The following is a 16,627-nucleotide window of genomic DNA, read 5'->3' on the forward strand; positions in this document are numbered from 1 at the left end:
ACCGCGACCGCGAGGCCGTTGCTCGCGCCCAGTCCGGCGGCGCCGAACGCCCAGGCGGTGACGCCCTCCCGGGGGCCCCAGCCGCCGACGTTGAGCGGGAGGCTCATGGCGAGCAGGGCGAGGACCGCGAGCGGCAGCAGTACGGCGGCCGAGGCGGCGGATCCGGCGACGCGGGCGGCGACGACGAACATCCCGAGGTGGCCCGCCAGGACGACGGCGGAGGAGAGCGCGACACCGGGCCCGTTGCGGCGCGACAGCAGCCCTTCGCGGGCCTCGCCGAAGCTCGTGCGCAGCGCCCGTTCCCGGCGTGAGGGGGCCCGGTTCGGCCGCAGGGCCAGGACGACGGCGAGGGCGCCCAGCGCGGCGAACGCGATCAGGGGCGCGAAGTGCCGGACCTCTGCCATGACCGGCGACGGCATCGTCAGCAGCACGGCGACGCCGACGACGGCCAGGACGACCTGTCCCGCGGCCCGTTCGATGACGACCGAGCGGACCCCGCGGCCCAGGTCACCGGTGCTCTGCCCGTGCCGTACCGCCCGGTGGACGTCCCCCAGGACGCCGCCGGGCAGGGCGGCGTTCAGAAACAGCGCACGGTAATAGTCGGCGACGGCCGGGCCGAGCGGCAGCCGGATGCGCAGACCACGGGCCACCAACTGCCAGCGCCAGGCGCTGAACACGGTGGTGACGAGGCCGATCCCGAGCGCCACGAGCAGCGTCACGCCGTCGATCCGGCGCAGGCCGTCCAGGAAGACGCCGGTACCGAGGCGCCAGAGAAGCACGGAGAGGATGGCCACGCCCGCCACGGTCCCGAAGTGGGTGCGCAGGGCCCGGGAGTCGAAGCGGAAGAACCGGGAGAACCGGGAGAACAAGGCGCGGGCGGCGCCGGGCCGGGGTGCCGACACGATCACGCCGATACGGTCCTCGGAGACGGCCGCACCCGTGGGAGCCGCCGGCGTGCCGCCGGCCAGGGCGGGCGCCACGACCACGTCCGTGTGCCGCGCCCGCGGCTCGATGCCGGGCAGCCCGGCCCAAGTCCGTACCGTCTCCACACTCATGACGCTCCGCCCGTCGGCCGGGACAGTGCCAGCAGGTCGGTGTGGTGGACCACGACCCGCAACTCGCCCGCCGCGCAGGCCACCAGGCGTTCCTGCAGATAGCGGTCGGCGCGTTCGCGCAGTTCGGGGCGCTGTTCCACGGCCGCGCCGACCCAGCCGCGCAGCCACTGGGCGGTCAGCTCCGCCTCGGCCGGGCCCAGGCGCCACGGGCTCGGGTGCAGCCGTACCGTCGCGCCGCGCTCGGAGAACGCCTCGCACGCCGCGGTGACGGCGTCCGGGCCGAGCAGGCCGCCCTGGCGCTGGTGGTCGTTGAACGCGTCGGCGATCTCCGCGTCGAGCGGGTGGGACGGGCTGAGGTCCACGCGGCCGGCCACGGACAGCGTCAGCAGGGCCGGGCAGCCCGCTCCGGTGCAGGCGTCGGCGAGGGTGTCGATCTCCTCGCGGGTGAGGACGTCGAGCAGCGCGGACGCCGTCACCAGGGAGGCGCCGGCGAGGGCGTCCGGGGTGAGCAGGCCGACGTCCCCGCGGCGGGTCTCGGCCGAGACGCGGCTGCCGTCGGCGCCGGCCCGCGGGGAGGCCACGGCGGCGAAGTGCAGGAGGTAGGGGTCGCGGTCGTGCAGGATCCAGTGCTGGGCGCCGTCCAGGCGCGGGGCCAGCCAGCGGCCCATCGAGCCGGTACCGCAGCCCAGGTCGTGGACGACGGTCCCGGCCCTGCCCGGCAGGTTCGCGAGCCGGATCCGCAGCGGATCGATCAGCTCGGCCGCCCGCGCGGCGGCGTCGGCGCCCTCCCGCAGCTCCAGCCACTCGGGGGCGTACCGCGGCGGGTCGTCGGGCCCGGCGTCCCGCAGCCGCACGGTGGGACGCTCACCGGGGCGCAGGGTGGGGCCCGCGCCGGCGATGACGTGTCCGGCCTCGCCGGGGCCCTCCCCGGATCCGGTGACGGGGGCAGGGGCAGGGGCAGGGGCAGGGGCAGGGACTTCCATTGACGTTCCTCCAGGACCGGCGGCCACGAAATCCCTCGACTCGACGGCCTCCTCGGGGCCGAGCTGCGTCGGAATCATCCCCGCCTGCTGTGTCATTGCCGTCCTCCTCATGCCACCCTCCTGGGTTCGCCGGGCAGTCGTCCCAGAACGACGGCCAGGCTGCGGGCCGTCGCCGCCCAGCCGCCCAGGGCGGACCGCCGGCCCCGGGCAGCCGCCTTCAGCCGGCGTCGTACGTCCGCCTCGCCGAACCAGCCGCGCAGTTCCGAGGCGAGGGCGGCCGGGTCCTCCGGCGGGACGAGGATGCCGGGCACACCGCCGTCGGGAGCGCGGCCGACCGCCTCGGGCAGACCGCCGACGTCCGTGGCCAGCACGGGGATGCCCCGCGCGAGGGCCTCGGTGACCGCCATGCCGTACGTCTCGGCGTAGGAGGTGAGGACCATGAGGTCGGCCGCGTTGTAGCTGGCGTCGAGTTCGGCGCCGGACTGCGGGCCCGCCAGGTGCAGGCGGTCCTGGAGGCCGTACTTCTGGATCAGCATTCTGAGGCCGGCGACGTACTGCGGGTCCTGCGCGAGTCCGCCGACGCAGACGCAGCTCCACGGCAGGTCGGTCACCCCTGCCAGTGCCTCCACCAGCCGGTGCTGACCCTTGCGCGGGGTCACGGCGGCGACGCACAGCAGCCGGGACACGCCGTCGGTGCCGGAGGCGAGGGGGGCGATGTCGGCGCCGGGGGCGGCGACATGGACCCGGTCGGGGGCCAGGCCGTGGTGGGAGACGAGGCGGCGGACCGCCCAGTCGCTGGTGGCGATGACGGCGGGGACGGCCCGCAGGACGGTGCGTTCCCGCGCGTCCAGTTCCGCCGCCACCGCCGGGTCCAGTCCCGTCTCGTCACCGAGCGGGAGGTGGACGAGGACGGCCAGGCTCAGCCGCTCCGTCTCGGGGACGACGATCTCCGGGACACCGCAGGCGACCAGCCCGTCCAGGAGGACGACGGCCCCGTCCGGCAGGTCCCGCAGAGTCTGCGCGAGTTGCGCACGGGCCGCCGCTCCCGGGCGGGGCCACTCGCCGGGCACCGCGTGCTGGTGCACCTGCCAGCCGAAGCCGTGCAGGTCCAGGCTCACGCGCCGGTCGTAGGCGTTGCCGCCGCTGGGCGCGGTCGGGTCGTCCACGCCGCCCGGCAGGACGAAGTGCACGGAGCGCAGGGACATCGGAATGATCTCCGCGTTCTTGAGAGCGGAGTGCTGCACGGGCACGTAGTCGAGCGCCGTGGTGGCGGCCGTCGACCGCTCCATCGTCGTGTCGGTCACAGGGCACGCTCGTAACTCGCCCAGGCGACATGCGACTCGTGCAGCGCGACGGTGAGACCCGCCAGGCCCTTGGCGCCCTCGCCGAGCGCGCCCTTGTGGATCCGCTCGGCGAGCCGGTCCGCGATGACCTTGGCCAGGAACTCCGTGGAGGTGTTGACTCCGGCGAAGTCGGGCTCGTTGTCGAGGTTCCGGTAGTTCAGCTCGCTGACTACGGCGCCCAGTTCCTGTGTGGCGAGTCCGATGTCGACGACGATGTTGTCGTCGTCCAGCTGCTCGCGCCGGAACGTGGCGTCCACCAGGAACGTCGCTCCGTGCAGGCGCTGCGCGGGTCCGAAGACCTCGCCGCGGAAGCTGTGGGCGATCATGATGTGATCGCGGACGGTGATGCTGAACAACGGACGACCCTCCAGGTGCGGCGCGTCTTGTCCCCCGCTGATCCCTGCCGGGGGATGCCGTGTAGTACGGCTCCTCACCCCCCGTTGTTCAGCCTCCTTCCACTCTTTTCTCAGGTCAGGCGCTCTTGCGCCTGAGGCAGGGCGTACGGGAGGGAACCCGTGTGCCGCCCGTTCACTCGTCCTCGTCGTAGCGGACCCGGTGGCACAGGGCCGGGATCTCGCCGGAGGCCAGGCGCGGCAGCACGTCCGGCAGTTGACCGAAGCCGCTCTCCCCCGTGACGAGGGCGTCGAGCGCCGGGTCCGCGAGCAGATCCAGGGCGACGGCGAGCCGGTCGGCGTACGTCCGGCTGGAGCGGCGGGCGGGTGACACGGAGCCGACCTGGCTGCTGCGGATGACCAGCCGCCGGGAGTGGAAGGCCTCGCCGAGCGGGAGGCTGACCTGCCGGTCGCCGTACCAGCTCAGTTCGAGGACGGTGCCCTCGGCGGTCAGCAACTCCAGGGAGCGGGCGAGACCTTGCTCGGTGGCACTGGCGTGCACGACGAGGTCGCAGTCGCCGAGCGCGTCCTGGGGCGAGGCGAAGTCGACGCCGAGGGCCTCGGCGGTCTTGGCGCGGGCCGGATCGGCGTCCACCAACTGGACGCGGACGCCGGGGAAGCGGGCCAGCAGGGCGGCCACCGAACTGCCCACCATGCCGCCGCCGACCACCGCGATCCGGTCACCGACCAGCGGCGCCGCGTCCCACAGGGCGTTCACGGCGGTCTCGACGGTGCCGGCGAGGACAGCCCGTTCGGCGGGCACGGACGGCGGTACGACCGTCACCGCGTCCACCGGGACGACGTACCGCGTCTGATGCGGATACAGACAGAAGACGGTCCGCCCGACGAGGTCCGCCGGCCCCTCCTCCACCAGACCCACATTGAGGTAGCCGTACTTCACCGGCCCGGGGAAGTCGCCCTCCTGGAACGGTGCCCGCATGGCCGCGTACTGGCTCTCGGGCACCCCTCCCCGGAACACGAGGGTCTCCGTGCCCCGGCTGACCCCGGAGTACAGCGAGCGGACGACGACTTCGTCCCCGGCGGGGTCCGGCAGGGCCGTCTCCCGTATCTCGCCACGGCCCGGGGAGCTGAGCCAGAACGCACGTGCGGCGCGCTTCATCGGCATCCTCCTGAACGATCGGGAAGCTGTTCACGTACCGAGGTGTGCACAGGTCGCGCACAGTACGCGGCCTTGATCCACTCTGTCACCTGGCCGGAGGAATGTGCGGTGGCCCTGAACAACACTTACGACGCAAGGCTGGTCCAGCAGGAGACCGCGGTGGGAGCGGGCCTGCAGATCCTGCTGCTGGCCCTGCTCGGCACGGCGATCGGCATGGGGCCGGCGGGCTGGCTCACCGGCCTCGCCTTCGCCATCGCCACCTGGGCGGTCCTCTCCCGAGCCCTGCACCGCTCCCGCCTGCGCTCGTTCGGCCCGGCCAACCGGGTCACCCTCGGGCGGGCGACCCTGGTCGGCGCGGTGACCGCACTGGTCGCGGACTCCTTCGAAAGCTCACCGCCGGTGACGCTGTTCGTCGGCCTCACGGCGGTGGCACTGATCCTCGACGGCGTGGACGGCAAGGTCGCCCGCCGTACGGGCACCTCGACGCCCCTGGGCGCCCGCTTCGACATGGAGGTCGACGCGTTCCTGATCCTGGTGCTCAGCGTGTACGTCGCGATGGCCCTCGGCCCGTGGGTCCTCCTGATCGGCGTCATGCGCTACGCCTTCGTCGCCGCGGCCCGCGCCCTGCCCTGGCTCAACGCCCCGCTCCCCCCGAGCACGGCCCGCAAGACGGTCGCCGCGCTCCAGGGCGTCCTCCTCCTGCTCGCCGCCTCCGGCCTCCTGCCGTACGCCGGGACGTTCGCGGTCGTCGCGACGGCGCTGGCGCTGCTGGTGTGGTCGTTCGGCCGGGACATCCTGTGGCTGTGGCGGACCTCGCGCTCGCAGACGGTCGCCGTGGCGGAGATGCTGGAATTGGTGGCGCGGCCGGAGCCGGTGGCGTCCTGAATCTGCGGTATCCGGTATACCGTCGGCAGTAGCCGTACGGCATGCGGTATACCGTCGACGGCGTTCGGTCGCCGACGATCACGTCGTCCGTCACCACCCGGATGTCCTGGATTTCCCTGCGGCGGACCCGCGGACCCGCGGACCCTATCTGCGCGGCAACAGCCCGATCGCCGCAGCCGGTACGACCGCCAGCACCAGCCACGGCACCGCGGCCGGCAGTCCGCTGTCCAGCAGCATCCCCGTCGCCGCGCTGCCGACGAGGACGATCAGGCCGGACACCGAGGACAACGCTCCCGTGTACAGGCCGAGTCGGCCTTCCCCGGCGAGGTCGGGGACCCAGGCCCGGGCGACGGGGGCGACGAGCATCTGCCCGAAGGTGAGCAGGACGACGAAGCCGGCGGCGGGCAGCAGACCCGGGGTGCCGGTCCAGGCCGCCGGCCGGGCGAGCGCCACCACCGTGAAGCCGGCCGCGATCAGCAGCAGTCCGGTCGCCATGGAGCGGCGCAGGGCGAGGCGGTCTCCCACCCAGCGGGTGACGGGCAGTTGGGCGGTCACGACCAGCAGGGACGACAGGGCGAACAGCCAGGCGAGCGGGGCCTGGGAGCCGGCCGCGCGCTGCACCTCGTCGGGGAGGGCGAGGTAGAGCTGGTTGTAGGCGAGCAGGTAGGCGCCGTACGCGCAGCACAGCGCGAGGAAGCGGCGGTTGTGGAGCAACGCCCCCAGTCCGCCCCGGGCGTGGACGCGTTCGCGGCCGGGGATGTGCTGCGGCAGCAGCCACGCGTGGCCGGCGAGGACGAGGACGAAGATTCCGGCTCCGGCCAGGCACACCGTGCGGAAGTCCACCGACAGCAGCAGTGCGCCCAGGAGCGGGCCGACGAACGCGCCCGCCTGTCCGGCCACCGTGAACAGGGCCAGGACGCGGGTACGGGAGCCGCCGCCCGCCGCCTCCCAGGCCACCGCCTGCCGGGCGACCTCGGACTCCACCGCCGGTGAGAACAGGGCGGCGGCGAACCCGATGAGCAGGACGGCGCCGATGACGGCCCAGGTCTGTCCGGCGAGTCCGAGCCAGACGAATCCCGCGATCCGCAGGACACAGCCCGCGAGCACCACCGGCCTGATGCCGTACCGGTCGGCCAGCGCCCCACCCACCACGAACAGCCCCTGCTGGCTGAAGGTCCGCAGGCCCAGCACCAGGCCGACGAGCCAGCCGGCCATGCCCATGGCCTGTCCGAGGTGTTCGGAGAGGAAGGGCAGCACGGCGAAGAAGCCGACGTTGAAGGCGAGTTGGGTGAGGATCAGCAGGCGCAGCAGGGGCGAGAGGCGGGTGCCTCCGGGTGCCCCGGGCGTCTTGCGTCGCCGTCCCGTCAGCAGTGAGGTCATCGGGTTCCCACCCATTCCTTCGCGGGTGACGGCTTCTCGGCCGGCGGCTGGGGTGGACGAGGCCGGGTGCGCCTCGGCAGCCGCACTCCGCCGGCCGAGGTCACCGCGAGCGCCCCGAGCAGGGCGAGTACGGCGGCCGGGGCGAGGACCGCCCAGGGGGCGCGCTCGGCGTAGGGCTGGTTCTCGGCGAGGAGCAGGCCCCACTCCGGGGCGGGTGGCTGGGCGCCGAGGCCGAGGAAGGCGAGGGAGGCGAGGGCGAGGGCGATGCCGGGCAGGCGGAGCAGGGCGTGGCGGGTCACGGGCGGGAGCGCGGCGGGCAGGAGTTCGTGGCGCAGGAGGTACCAGCGGTCGGCGCCGAGGCCGCGGGTGGCCGTCACGTGGAGGGCGGCGCGTTCCTGGCGCAGCAGCGCGGCGGTGTGTGCGGCGAGGGGTGCCCAGGCGACGGCGCCCACGGCGAGGGCGGGTGTGGCGGACCCGCTGCCGGCGATGGCGGTGACCAGGAGCGCGAGGAGGACGGGCGGGACGGCGTTGACGGTGTCGACGAGCGGTCCCGAGAGCCGGGGCACCAGTCCGAGCAGCACGCCGGTGAGCAGCGCGGCCGCGCCGATCGCGAGGGTGAGCAGCAGGGTGTCGACGGCGCCGTGGGCGACCCGGGCGAGGACGTCCCGGCCGAGGGCGTCGGTGCCGAAGGGGTGGGTCCGGGAGGGCGGTCGGAGACGTTCGCCGGTGTCCAGGGTGAGCGGGTCACGGGGCAGGCCGAGCGCGATGACGACGGTCAGCAGTCCACCGTATGCAAAAGGCAGGATCCTGCGGACGGGCGGCGATGGCCGGTGGAGTGAGGGCAGCGCGCCGTCGCGCAGGGCCGGGCCGACGAGGCGCCGGGTCGCGAGGGCGGCGAGGGCGGCCGTCGCCGCCGCCAGCAGGACCATGGCCAGCGTGCCGGCCTGCAGGACGGGCAGGTCCTGGGCGAGGGCGGCCTGGAGGGTGGTGCGGCCGAGGCCGGGGATGTCGAAGATCTGTTCCACGGCGACGGCACCGCCTGTCAGGCCGACCACGAACAGGCCCAGGTTGGGGAGCAGTCCGGGCAGGCAGCGGCGGACCGCCTGACGGGCGATGCCGCGCCCCGGCAGTCCGCGGGCGGCGGCCGCCAGGGCCCAGGGTTCGGCGAAGGCGCCGGGCAGCAGGTCGTCGAGGAGCCGCCCGATGACGGCGCCGGCGGGCAGGCCGAGGGCGAGGGCGGGCAGCACCGTCCACTGGGGTCCGTACCAGCCGAGGGCGGGCAGCCAGCCCAGTTGTACGCCGACGACGGTGGCGAGGACGGATGCGGTGAGGAACTCGGGCAGCGCGGCGAGTGCCGCCGAGCCGCCGCCTCCCGCGCGGCGGCCGTCGAGGCGTCGGTGGGCGCCGAGCCACAGGGTGCGGGCGCAGATCAGGGCGGCGGTGAGGGCGGCGACCGCGAGGGCCACCGCCATCAGCAGCAGGGATGCGCCCAGGGCCTGGAGCACGGCGGGGGTGACCTCGTCGCCGGAGAGCCAGGACCGTCCGGCGTCCCCGCGCCACAGCCCGCCGAGCCACTGTCCCAGCAGACTCAACGGGCCATGTTCCAGGCCTAGTTGGGAACGGATGTCCGCGAGTACCCGGGGTGTGGGGTCGCGGTCGGCCGAGCGTGCCTTGAGGACGGTCAGCGCGGGGTCGGTCCGTGTCAGCCAGGGCAGCAGGCCGATGCCGCAGACGAGGACGGCCGCGAGTGCGGCGCGCCACACGAGGGCGGCCACGTGGCGTCGCACGGTTCAGCGCCGCGTTCCGGTGCCGACGAGGGTGCGCTCGTACGGGTCGAGGAGTACGCCGCCGACCGAGTCGGCGACACCGGTGATGACGCGCTGGTGGACCAGCGGGACGACGGCGTCGGTGCCGAGGACCGCGGCCTCGGCGGCCATGGCGGCGCTCTGGCGTTGTGCGGTGTCGGCGACGCCCTCGGCCTGGGCGACGGCCCGGTCGACGGCCTTGTCGCAGAGTTGCGCGATGTTGTAGCCGCCGTCGCAGGTGTAGTCGCCGGCGAGGACCGCGAGGGGGTCGCCGGTGTCGACGAGGGTGTTGCGGGCGAGGACGAAGGCGTCGAACCTGCCGTCCAGCGCGTCGCTCTCCAGGCGGGAGTACTCGCGCACCTCCAGGGTGACGGTGAAGCCGGCCTTCTCCAGCTGCTGCTTCAGCACCTGGGCGACTTCGGGCAGTTCGGGCCGGTTGTCGTACGTGGCGAGGGTGATCTTCGTGCCGTCGGGGTCGCCGGCCTTCGCGCGTCCGGCGGGCTGCTGCCGTTTGCCCTCGGCCCAGGTCACGGCGGGTCCGTAGATGCCGGCGCCGGGGTCGGCGTACCCCTCGTAGACGCCGTCGGCGAGTGCGGAGGTGTCGACGGCCCGGCGGGCGGCGGCGCGCAGTCCGGCGTCCTCGAAGGGACCCGTCCCGGAGTTGAGGAGCAGGCTCGTGGTGCGGGTGGTGGCCGTCTCCTTGCGGGTGGCCTCGTCCAGGGTGGCGGCCTGTGCGACGGGGACCGCCTCGGCGATGTCGATCTCGCCGGTGCGCAGGGCGCCGGCGCGGGCGGTGCCGTCGGCGATGAAGCGGACGTCGACGCCGGAGGCCTGGGCGCGGCCGGCCCAGTAGTCGTCGTACCGGTCGAGGGCGGCCGAGGTGGATCCGGTGACCTTGGTCAGTTCGAAGGGTCCGGTGGCGGTGCCGACCGGGTCGACGCGGCCGTTGGCGTCGTAGGCCTTCGGGGAGAGGACGGCGAGGCCCGGGCCGGCCAGGCGCAGGGGCAGGACGGGGTCGGGGGCGGCGGTGGTGACGCGTACGGCGCCACCGCTCCCGGCCCTGGCGGTGAGCGTGACGCCGGAGAGGGCGGCGGGCGCGGGCTTGGCCTCGGTGGCGTGGGTGAGGGCGGCGGCGACGGCGGAGGGGGTCACCTCGGAGCCGTCCTGGAAGGTGGCCTCGCGCAGGGTGAACACCCAGGTGCGGTCGTTCTCGCGGCGCCAGGACTGGGCGAGCGCGGGGGCGGCGGCGCCGTTGGCGTCGAGGGCGGTGAGGCCCTCGGTGACACCGAGGCGGCTGAGGATGGTGGCGTCGGCGCCGTACGGCGAGAGGTTCTCGGCGGGCGGGAAGGCGAGGGCGACCCGCAGCCGGGATCCTTCCTTCGCGTCGCCCGGCGAGTCGCTGCCGCCGCCGGAGGCGAAGCAGGCGGTGAGGAGGGGGGCGAGCAGCAGGGAACCGAGTATGTGGCGGCGTCGCATGCGGTCACCGCCCCAGCGGGATCTCGAAGTGGACGACGCCGTTGCCGCCGCCGGGATCCTCGCGCTCGTCGTGGACGACCTTGCCGAGGGACCGCCAGAAGGGCTCGGCGCCCGGCACTGCCGGGTCGGTGTGCAGGTAGACGGCACGGTAGCCGCCGTCGGCGGCCGCGAAGGCGAGCAGGTCGTCGACGAGGCGGCGGGCGAGGCCGCGCCTGCGGTGCCCGGGGCGCACGTACACCCGGCGCAGTTGCGCCGTCTCGCCGCAGGGGTAGCTCTCGGCGAGGTGGCGGGGGTTCGGCGGGTGGGCCGGGCCGCGGGAGTCGAGGGCGGCGGTGGCCACGACGGCCGCGTCGCCCGGGTCGACGGCGACCAGCAGGGTGTGGCGGGCGGGGGCGAGGTAGGCGGCGGCCGGGTCGACGATGTCGGCGTGCCAGCGGGGCACGTACCCGGTGCCGAAGTCGCGGTAGACGGTGTCGAGCATGACGGCTCGCGCACCATCGAGGTCGTCCGGGCCGGCCGCCCTGATGCTGTAGTTACGCACTTGCACATCATATGCATTAAGCGGGAAGGGTGATCAACGCCCCCTGCCGCCGGCCCCGGACGGCGGCGTGATTTGACACCCCCGAGTCGCACCTACAACCTACCGACATGACATCCATTTTCAAAAAGGTGGAGCGGTAGTGCGGATCGCGTTCGTCGGCAAGGGCGGCAGCGGCAAGACCACCCTGTCGGCGCTCTTCACCCGGCATCTGGCAGGCTCCGGCGCGCCGGTCCTCGCCATCGACGGTGACATCAACCAGCACCTGGCCGAGGCGCTCGGCCAGGACGACGGCCCCCTGGGCGCCCCTCCGCTCGGGGCTCACCTCGACAAGATCAAGGAGCTGCTGCGCGGCACCAACCCGCGCATCCCCTCCCGCGAGGCCATGACCAAGACGACCCCGCCCGGCACCGGCTCACGCCTGCTGCGCCTGCTCGGCGACGACGAGCTGCACGCGCGGCACGTCCGGCGGGTGGGCGAGGTGCCGATGATGGCGACCGGCGAGTTCGACGAGAGCGACCTCGGGGTGGCCTGCTACCACTCCAAGCTCGGCGGCGTGGAGCTCTACCTCAACCACCTGGTCGACGGCCCCGGCGAGTACGTCGTCGTCGACATGACGGCCGGCGCGGACGCGTTCGCCTCCGGCCTGTTCACCCGCTTCGACATGACCTTCCTGGTGGCCGAACCCACCCGCAAGGGCGTCTCGGTGTACCGCCAGTACCGGGACCACGCCCGGGAGTTCGGGATCCGTGTCGCCGTGGTCGGCAACAAGGTGACCGGCGAGGACGACCTGCTGTTCCTCAAGGAACACGTCGGCGACGACCTCCTGACGCACCTGGTGCACTCCCCCTGGGTGCGCTCGGCCGAACAGGGCCGTACCGAGGGCGGCTTGGACACGCTCGAGCCGCACAACCGGCACGCCCTGACCATCCTGCAGGAGGCCGTCGACGCCCACCCCAGGGACTGGGCGACGCAGCACCGTCACGCCGTCGAGTTCCACCTGCGCAACGCGCGGGCCTGGGCGGACAAGGCGACCGGCCTCGACCTCGCCGCACAGGTGGACCCGGACTTCGTACCGGGCCCCGCCGCCCTCGCCTGACCCCTCGCCCGCCCCCTCACCCCACGACAACCGGACAGGAATCCCAGCACATGTCTCTCGACGTCTCCCCCCAGCTTCTCGCCGAGGCCGAGCACGGTGACATCCGCGAGGAGGACTTCGTGGACACCGTCCGCACCTCCCTGCCGTACGCCTACGGCCTCGTCGCCTCCCTCGCGGCCGAACTGAAGGGCGGACAGGCGGAATTCACCGACAACCAGACCCCTCCCCCGTCCGAGCGGGAGCGCGGCCAGCTGCTGCGCGCCCTGGCCAGCGACGCGATCCGCGGCAGCCTGGAGCGCCACTTCGGGGTGGCGCTCGCCTTCCAGAACTGCCACCGGGTGGCGGCGTTCCGGCCGGAGTCCCGCGACGGTGAGACGTACGGGCGGTTCACGTCGGTGCGGTCGCAGGTGCTGAATCAGTCGCCGGAGTTCCGGGACTGCTGAGCGAGGAACGGACCCAAGGTTCTCCACTCGGCTCACGCCCCCGATGCCCACAGTCCAGCCTCCAGTCGCGGGCATCGGGGGCGCCCACAGACTCAGTACACAAACGGTGGCCTAAACGAACACCCAATTGCGCTCCACGCGAGCGAGCTTCACGAACCGCCCCTTCTCCGTCACCCAAGGATGCGGGGCACGCAGCCGTGTCAGATCTTCCATTGACACCACCACAGCGTCCAGCTGTTGCGCCACGATCAGGACCGCTTGCGTCGAGGACGAAGGAACAGTCACGATGAGCCCCTCCGCCACCGCCTGATCCACGATGTGCTGCTCCTCGTAATCCACGGCGTCGACCAGGTCGTTTCCGATCACGGTCACGACGCGACGATTGGGGTATCGACGCCTGACCTCCGCGAGTGCCGAGCCGAGCAATCGCATGCTGGGAGGGCGAGGGGAAGCAGCCGTGCGCCCGGCGGTCATGATGCCCCGTCCGTCGACCACCAAGGTCGGAGTCGCATCGTCGTCGAGCTCATCGGACTCAAGCAGCAGCTCATGAGCGGACACCTCGGCTGGAGGTGGGGAGGGCATCGTGGCCTGCGCCGCCGGTTCCTCGATACGCCTGAGCAGTCGCTCCAACTCTCGGTCAAGCCCCTGAGCGATGGGCGTGCCGTCCGGGCCAAAGCAGTCCAGTTCCTCGTCGAGGATGACCGTGCCGGTGTGTCTGGCCTTGGCGTGTACCTTCAGAATCCCACTGCGGTCGTAGTGGTAGTCGACGTCGAAGACGTTGTTCGACGGATCGGCCTGGGGCTGCAGCACAGGCAACTCCAGCCGGGCGAGCGGAAACGTCCGATCGTCGTCCGCGGCGCGCTTCCCGTCACCCTCGACGATCTCCAGAACCACTTTGGAGGCTCCTCGGACGGCAGGCATGGCACTGCGCGTACCTCGAGCCGGCAGAGTCGAGTAGCGGGGAATCAGGGTGGCGAAGCCACGCCTGCCGCCCGCGTCGAACGACAGGCCCAGATCGTGGCTCGTGGCCACGGAAATCGTGGTTTCCGGAACGAGACCATCGATCTCCGCAGCGGTAATGGCGGCGCCCCTGGCTACGGCGGTCATGGGTTTGCACAGGCGCGCGTCAACGACCTCTCTCCCGAGGACCCGCTCGACCTCGCGTCGTACCAGAGGGATCTGCGACGTGCCGCCGATCATCAGTACGGCGTCCAGATCGTCGGCTGTCAGGCCTACATCCTGAAGACATTCCGCCAAGGGAACCAGCGCACGTCGTACCAGAGGCGCAACGGCTCGCTCGAACTCCTCCCGATGGATGACGACGGGAGAGTGGCCGCCCAGCGGTTCGAACAGCACCTGGTCCGTCCCGGGCTGGGACAACACGATCTTCGTCAGCTCGACATGGCGCCGCCAGCGGCGCGCCTCCAGACGGCTCAGTTTCGCCGGGTGACTGCCGAGTTTGGACAGGGCCAGCTTGACCAGCTCCTCGTCGAACTCGAGGCCTCCCAACGCGGTGATGCCACGCGAAGCCATCTCGTCGAAGATGCCGTCATAGTGCTCGAGGATCGTGACGTCGATCGTGCCGCCACCCCAGTCGAATACCAGGAAGCGTCCCTCCCCGGGAAAGTCGTGGGCATAGCTGATCGCAGCGGCGGTCGGTTCATTGATCAGCGCCTTCACCTTGATACCGGCGAGTCGTGCCGCAGCTCTCGTGCGGTACCGGGCGGCGCCCGTGGCATTGGCCGGCACGGTGACAACCGCTTCGTTCATCTCACGGAGGTTGCGCCGCACCCCCGTTCTCATCTGCTCGAAGATCGCTGCGGCGACGGCCGTACTGCGGAACGGCTCGTCACCCAGCCAGACTTCGTGCTCCTCCGGCATCGCTCCGACAGGCAGAGCATCGCCTTCGTCCGCGGCCCTGGGCCGAGAGGCGAGCATGCGCTTGACCGCGTCCTGGGGTTGCGCCGTATCGCACTTGGCCGACCAGCCGAAGCAAAGGGTCCGCTGGATGTCCCGCAGGGCTACGACAGACGGAAAGAGTTCGTCGAAACCCGGCCTGTTCCAATCGGCGGGCAGTGCTGCGCTGTCCACCCGGATCACTTCGGTTCCGCTGCCGGTCCACCGGGCCACAACGGAGTTGCTCGTTCCGAAGTCGATGCCGAACGTCATCGGTTCCCCTCCCCGGCGTCAGCCGACCCGGAGGGCCTCAACGGCAACCGTCGCATCTCACCCCGGTGGACGACCCTCCCGGTGCTGTCCGCGTACGCCGGGGCCACGACCTCGTAGGCGGTGCTGCCCTCGTGTTCGGCCGGGTTGACCAGGTTGAAGACATCGGGGTCGGCAGCGTTGATCCTCGTCAGTCCGGAGCGCCGCATCTCCTCCTCGACACGCAGCTCCACCGCAGAGAGGTCACGTGTCGTCTGGACCGTGCGGTCGATCAACGCCAGCTGCGCCAGGTGTTCCTCGTGCACACGAGTCGCGTTGAGTACGGCGGTACGCAGTGCCTCGTCCACCGCTGCCTGTACGGCCTGCTGCACGAGGGCGCCCATCTTGCCGGCGGTGGACTGGGCTCCCGCGATGGCCGCGTCCAGCTCGGCGGTCAGTCTCCTGCTGACTTCCTGAGCCGCACTCGCACCAGCCTTCATGGCCGCACGGTCGACTTTGGCCCCGATCTTGTCGCTCAGAATCCGGAACATGACTTCCGGATCCGAGCGAGGGTCGACCAAAGGCCCAGCTGCCACGGACTCCTGAGGCCTGTCCTGGTTCGTCCTCTCGGGACCACCGCTGTCAGCCCGTCCTCCCCGGTTCGTGCGACGCGGAGCGCTCTGGTCCCGACGCTGCGGCTGCGCTTCCTCGCCACGAGGCCGAGTCGGGCGACTGCCGCCTCTGCGTGGCTTGCTGCGCACCCCCTCGAACTCTTTGATGATCCGCGGCTCAACCGGCGGCTTCTGGGACTTCTTCTTCGGGGGCATCAGTGGTCGTTCCTCAGTGTTCCGGCACAGCGGCCGATGATCTCCCGGGCCGCCTCGGTGGCGGTCCACGACTTCTCCTGTTCGGTGCCGGCACCGGTCCGGCGGTCCAACGGCCGTGGGCCAGGCTGGAGTAGCTCACTCCGGTCGTCCGGCACCCACAGGAACCGCTCGTTGAGCGGCAGTTCGTACAGCTTCTCCGCGTCGTCGCCGAGACGTCGCGCCGTCTCGATACGTCGGATCCGGTCCTTGGCACCGTTGACGTATTCGAGTTGTTCCACCGCGACCTGTCTGCGCAGATCGCGCCACCCCTGCCCCCACTCCGTCGAACCGTGTTCGACACAGAGGGCGAAATAGGGGTTGAGGATGTCGCGCGGTTTCGACTTGAGCCTCAGGGACTGCAGAAGTTCGCTCAGGTCCTTCATGCGACGCCGCTGTCGCCCCTCCACACCGCCACGCCGGGCACCGCCCCGCTTCAGTACGTCTTCCAAGAGGCCGATGCCCCGATCGAGCCGGTCCCGGTCGCCGGGACGAGCGTTCAGGAAGTACAGATACGCCTGCACGGCTCGTGCCTCTCGGTCAGCCGTTCCGGCTGCCCCCCGGGTGCCCGGGTTGCGCAGAGCCGCGGCCTGCTGGTGGGTCGCGCGCCCCACGTCCTCCGTCTGCTCGGGCTCGCAGGCCATGGCCCAGTGCAGGTCGTCCAGGAGCCGGTACATGCGCCGTGTCCCGGCCCAGTAGTGGAACGCCGTGCTGCCCGACATCAGACGGTCGTCGGGAACGGAGTCCTCCAGCAGACCGAACAGTGCCCGGTCATGTCCCAGCCGACCGTCCACGGGGCCACCTTGCCGAACGCCGCGCAGGGACTGCACGAGGTCGGCCAGGTCCAGGGGAAGTTCCCGTTCCGCGGACGGTTCGATGCGGTCCAGGACCGAGACGTCGCCGCCGAGCAGGGCAGACCTGAGGCTCCACTCTTCGTACCGACCGTGGGCGGCGCCCACGGTGCCGCCCGCCCGAAGGATCCGGCGACACTGCTCGTCGCGCCACTCCAGAGCTTCGACGTCGGCGTCACTGAGTTCGGCGGGGTCCAGACGTGCTGTCACGTACCGTACGCGGTCGCTCTGTTCTGGCCAGGTCTGCGG

Annotated in this window: 14 protein-coding genes and 1 pseudogene; 3 read left to right on the forward strand and 12 right to left on the reverse strand. The window is 72.2% G+C overall.

Translation table 11 applies throughout. The features are described 5' to 3' along the window. Positions 1-20: 20 nt before the first annotated feature. The 5 genes and pseudogenes from ACZ5XS_RS14095 to ACZ5XS_RS14115 all read right to left on the reverse strand — a co-directional run. Positions 21-1,055, reverse strand: a pseudogene (locus ACZ5XS_RS14095) (lysylphosphatidylglycerol synthase transmembrane domain-containing protein); the annotation flags it as partial. Further along, positions 1,052-2,149: a class I SAM-dependent methyltransferase gene (locus ACZ5XS_RS14100; protein ID WP_468650985.1), complete on the reverse strand. Its 1,098-nt coding sequence runs from the start codon at positions 2,147-2,149 to the stop codon at positions 1,052-1,054. The pseudogene ACZ5XS_RS14095 and the gene ACZ5XS_RS14100, both read right to left, overlap by 4 nt. Then, a complete protein-coding gene (locus ACZ5XS_RS14105; protein ID WP_468651269.1) occupies positions 2,146-3,327 on the reverse strand; it encodes a glycosyltransferase family 4 protein in 1,182 nt (393 codons plus the stop codon). The genes ACZ5XS_RS14100 and ACZ5XS_RS14105 overlap by 4 nt, the downstream gene beginning before the upstream one ends. 11 nt (positions 3,328-3,338) lie before the next feature. Continuing rightward, positions 3,339-3,737, reverse strand: a complete 399-nt coding sequence (locus ACZ5XS_RS14110; protein ID WP_468650987.1) for a 6-pyruvoyl trahydropterin synthase family protein — start codon at positions 3,735-3,737, stop codon at positions 3,339-3,341. Positions 3,738-3,909: 172 nt separating this feature from the next. Next, positions 3,910-4,893 (reverse strand): zinc-dependent alcohol dehydrogenase, encoded by a 984-nt coding sequence (locus ACZ5XS_RS14115; protein ID WP_468650988.1) that lies wholly within the window; start codon positions 4,891-4,893, stop codon positions 3,910-3,912. A gap of 108 nt (positions 4,894-5,001) precedes the next feature. Here ACZ5XS_RS14115 and ACZ5XS_RS14120 point away from each other — a divergent pair, with 108 nt between their 5' ends. Continuing rightward, positions 5,002-5,778, forward strand: coding sequence for a CDP-alcohol phosphatidyltransferase family protein (locus ACZ5XS_RS14120; protein ID WP_468650990.1), 777 nt, complete (start codon positions 5,002-5,004; stop codon positions 5,776-5,778). A 144-nt stretch (positions 5,779-5,922) separates the two neighbouring features. Here ACZ5XS_RS14120 and ACZ5XS_RS14125 read toward each other — a convergent pair whose 3' ends face one another. Genes ACZ5XS_RS14125 through ACZ5XS_RS14140 form a run of 4 tightly spaced genes read right to left on the reverse strand, consistent with a single transcriptional unit; the run spans position 5,923 to position 10,980 of the window. Next, a complete protein-coding gene (locus tag ACZ5XS_RS14125) occupies positions 5,923-7,158 on the reverse strand; it encodes an MDR family MFS transporter (RefSeq protein ID WP_468650992.1) in 1,236 nt (411 codons plus the stop codon). Beyond that, positions 7,155-8,945 carry an ABC transporter permease subunit gene (locus tag ACZ5XS_RS14130; RefSeq protein ID WP_468650994.1) on the reverse strand — a complete coding sequence of 597 codons (1,791 nt, stop codon included), beginning with the start codon at positions 8,943-8,945 and terminating at the stop codon, positions 7,155-7,157. The genes ACZ5XS_RS14125 and ACZ5XS_RS14130 overlap by 4 nt, the downstream gene beginning before the upstream one ends. Positions 8,946-8,948: 3 nt before the next feature. Next, positions 8,949-10,439, reverse strand: a complete 1,491-nt coding sequence (locus ACZ5XS_RS14135; RefSeq protein ID WP_468650996.1) for an ABC transporter substrate-binding protein — start codon at positions 10,437-10,439, stop codon at positions 8,949-8,951. 4 nt (positions 10,440-10,443) lie between these two features. Then, a complete protein-coding gene (locus tag ACZ5XS_RS14140; protein ID WP_468650998.1) occupies positions 10,444-10,980 on the reverse strand; it encodes a GNAT family N-acetyltransferase in 537 nt (178 codons plus the stop codon). A 139-nt stretch (positions 10,981-11,119) separates the two neighbouring features. Between ACZ5XS_RS14140 and ACZ5XS_RS14145 the strand changes: the two genes are divergently transcribed. Together ACZ5XS_RS14145 and ACZ5XS_RS14150 are read left to right on the forward strand one after the other, a co-directional pair. Beyond that, complete coding sequence (locus ACZ5XS_RS14145; RefSeq protein ID WP_468651000.1) at positions 11,120-12,076, forward strand: ATP-binding protein; 957 nt, start codon at positions 11,120-11,122, stop codon at positions 12,074-12,076. 50 nt (positions 12,077-12,126) lie between these two features. After that, on the forward strand, positions 12,127-12,519 hold the full coding sequence (locus tag ACZ5XS_RS14150) for an SCO5389 family protein (RefSeq protein WP_468651001.1): 393 nt from the start codon (positions 12,127-12,129) through the stop codon (positions 12,517-12,519). A gap of 111 nt (positions 12,520-12,630) precedes the next feature. Here the strand turns inward: ACZ5XS_RS14150 and ACZ5XS_RS14155 are convergent, their stop codons facing one another. The 3 genes from ACZ5XS_RS14155 to ACZ5XS_RS14165 form a co-directional block, all read right to left on the reverse strand. Next, positions 12,631-14,688 (reverse strand): Hsp70 family protein, encoded by a 2,058-nt coding sequence (locus tag ACZ5XS_RS14155; protein WP_468651003.1) that lies wholly within the window; start codon positions 14,686-14,688, stop codon positions 12,631-12,633. Continuing rightward, positions 14,685-15,215: a hypothetical protein gene (locus ACZ5XS_RS14160; protein ID WP_468651005.1), complete on the reverse strand. Its 531-nt coding sequence runs from the start codon at positions 15,213-15,215 to the stop codon at positions 14,685-14,687. The genes ACZ5XS_RS14155 and ACZ5XS_RS14160 overlap by 4 nt, the downstream gene beginning before the upstream one ends. A 275-nt stretch (positions 15,216-15,490) precedes the next feature. Further along, the gene (locus ACZ5XS_RS14165; RefSeq protein ID WP_468651007.1) at positions 15,491-16,588 is read right to left on the reverse strand and encodes a hypothetical protein; all 1,098 of its coding nucleotides are present in this window, start codon (positions 16,586-16,588) and stop codon (positions 15,491-15,493) included. Between the last annotated feature and the right edge of the window lie 39 nt (positions 16,589-16,627).

The organism is Streptomyces sp. NPDC033131 (assembly GCF_055578365.1).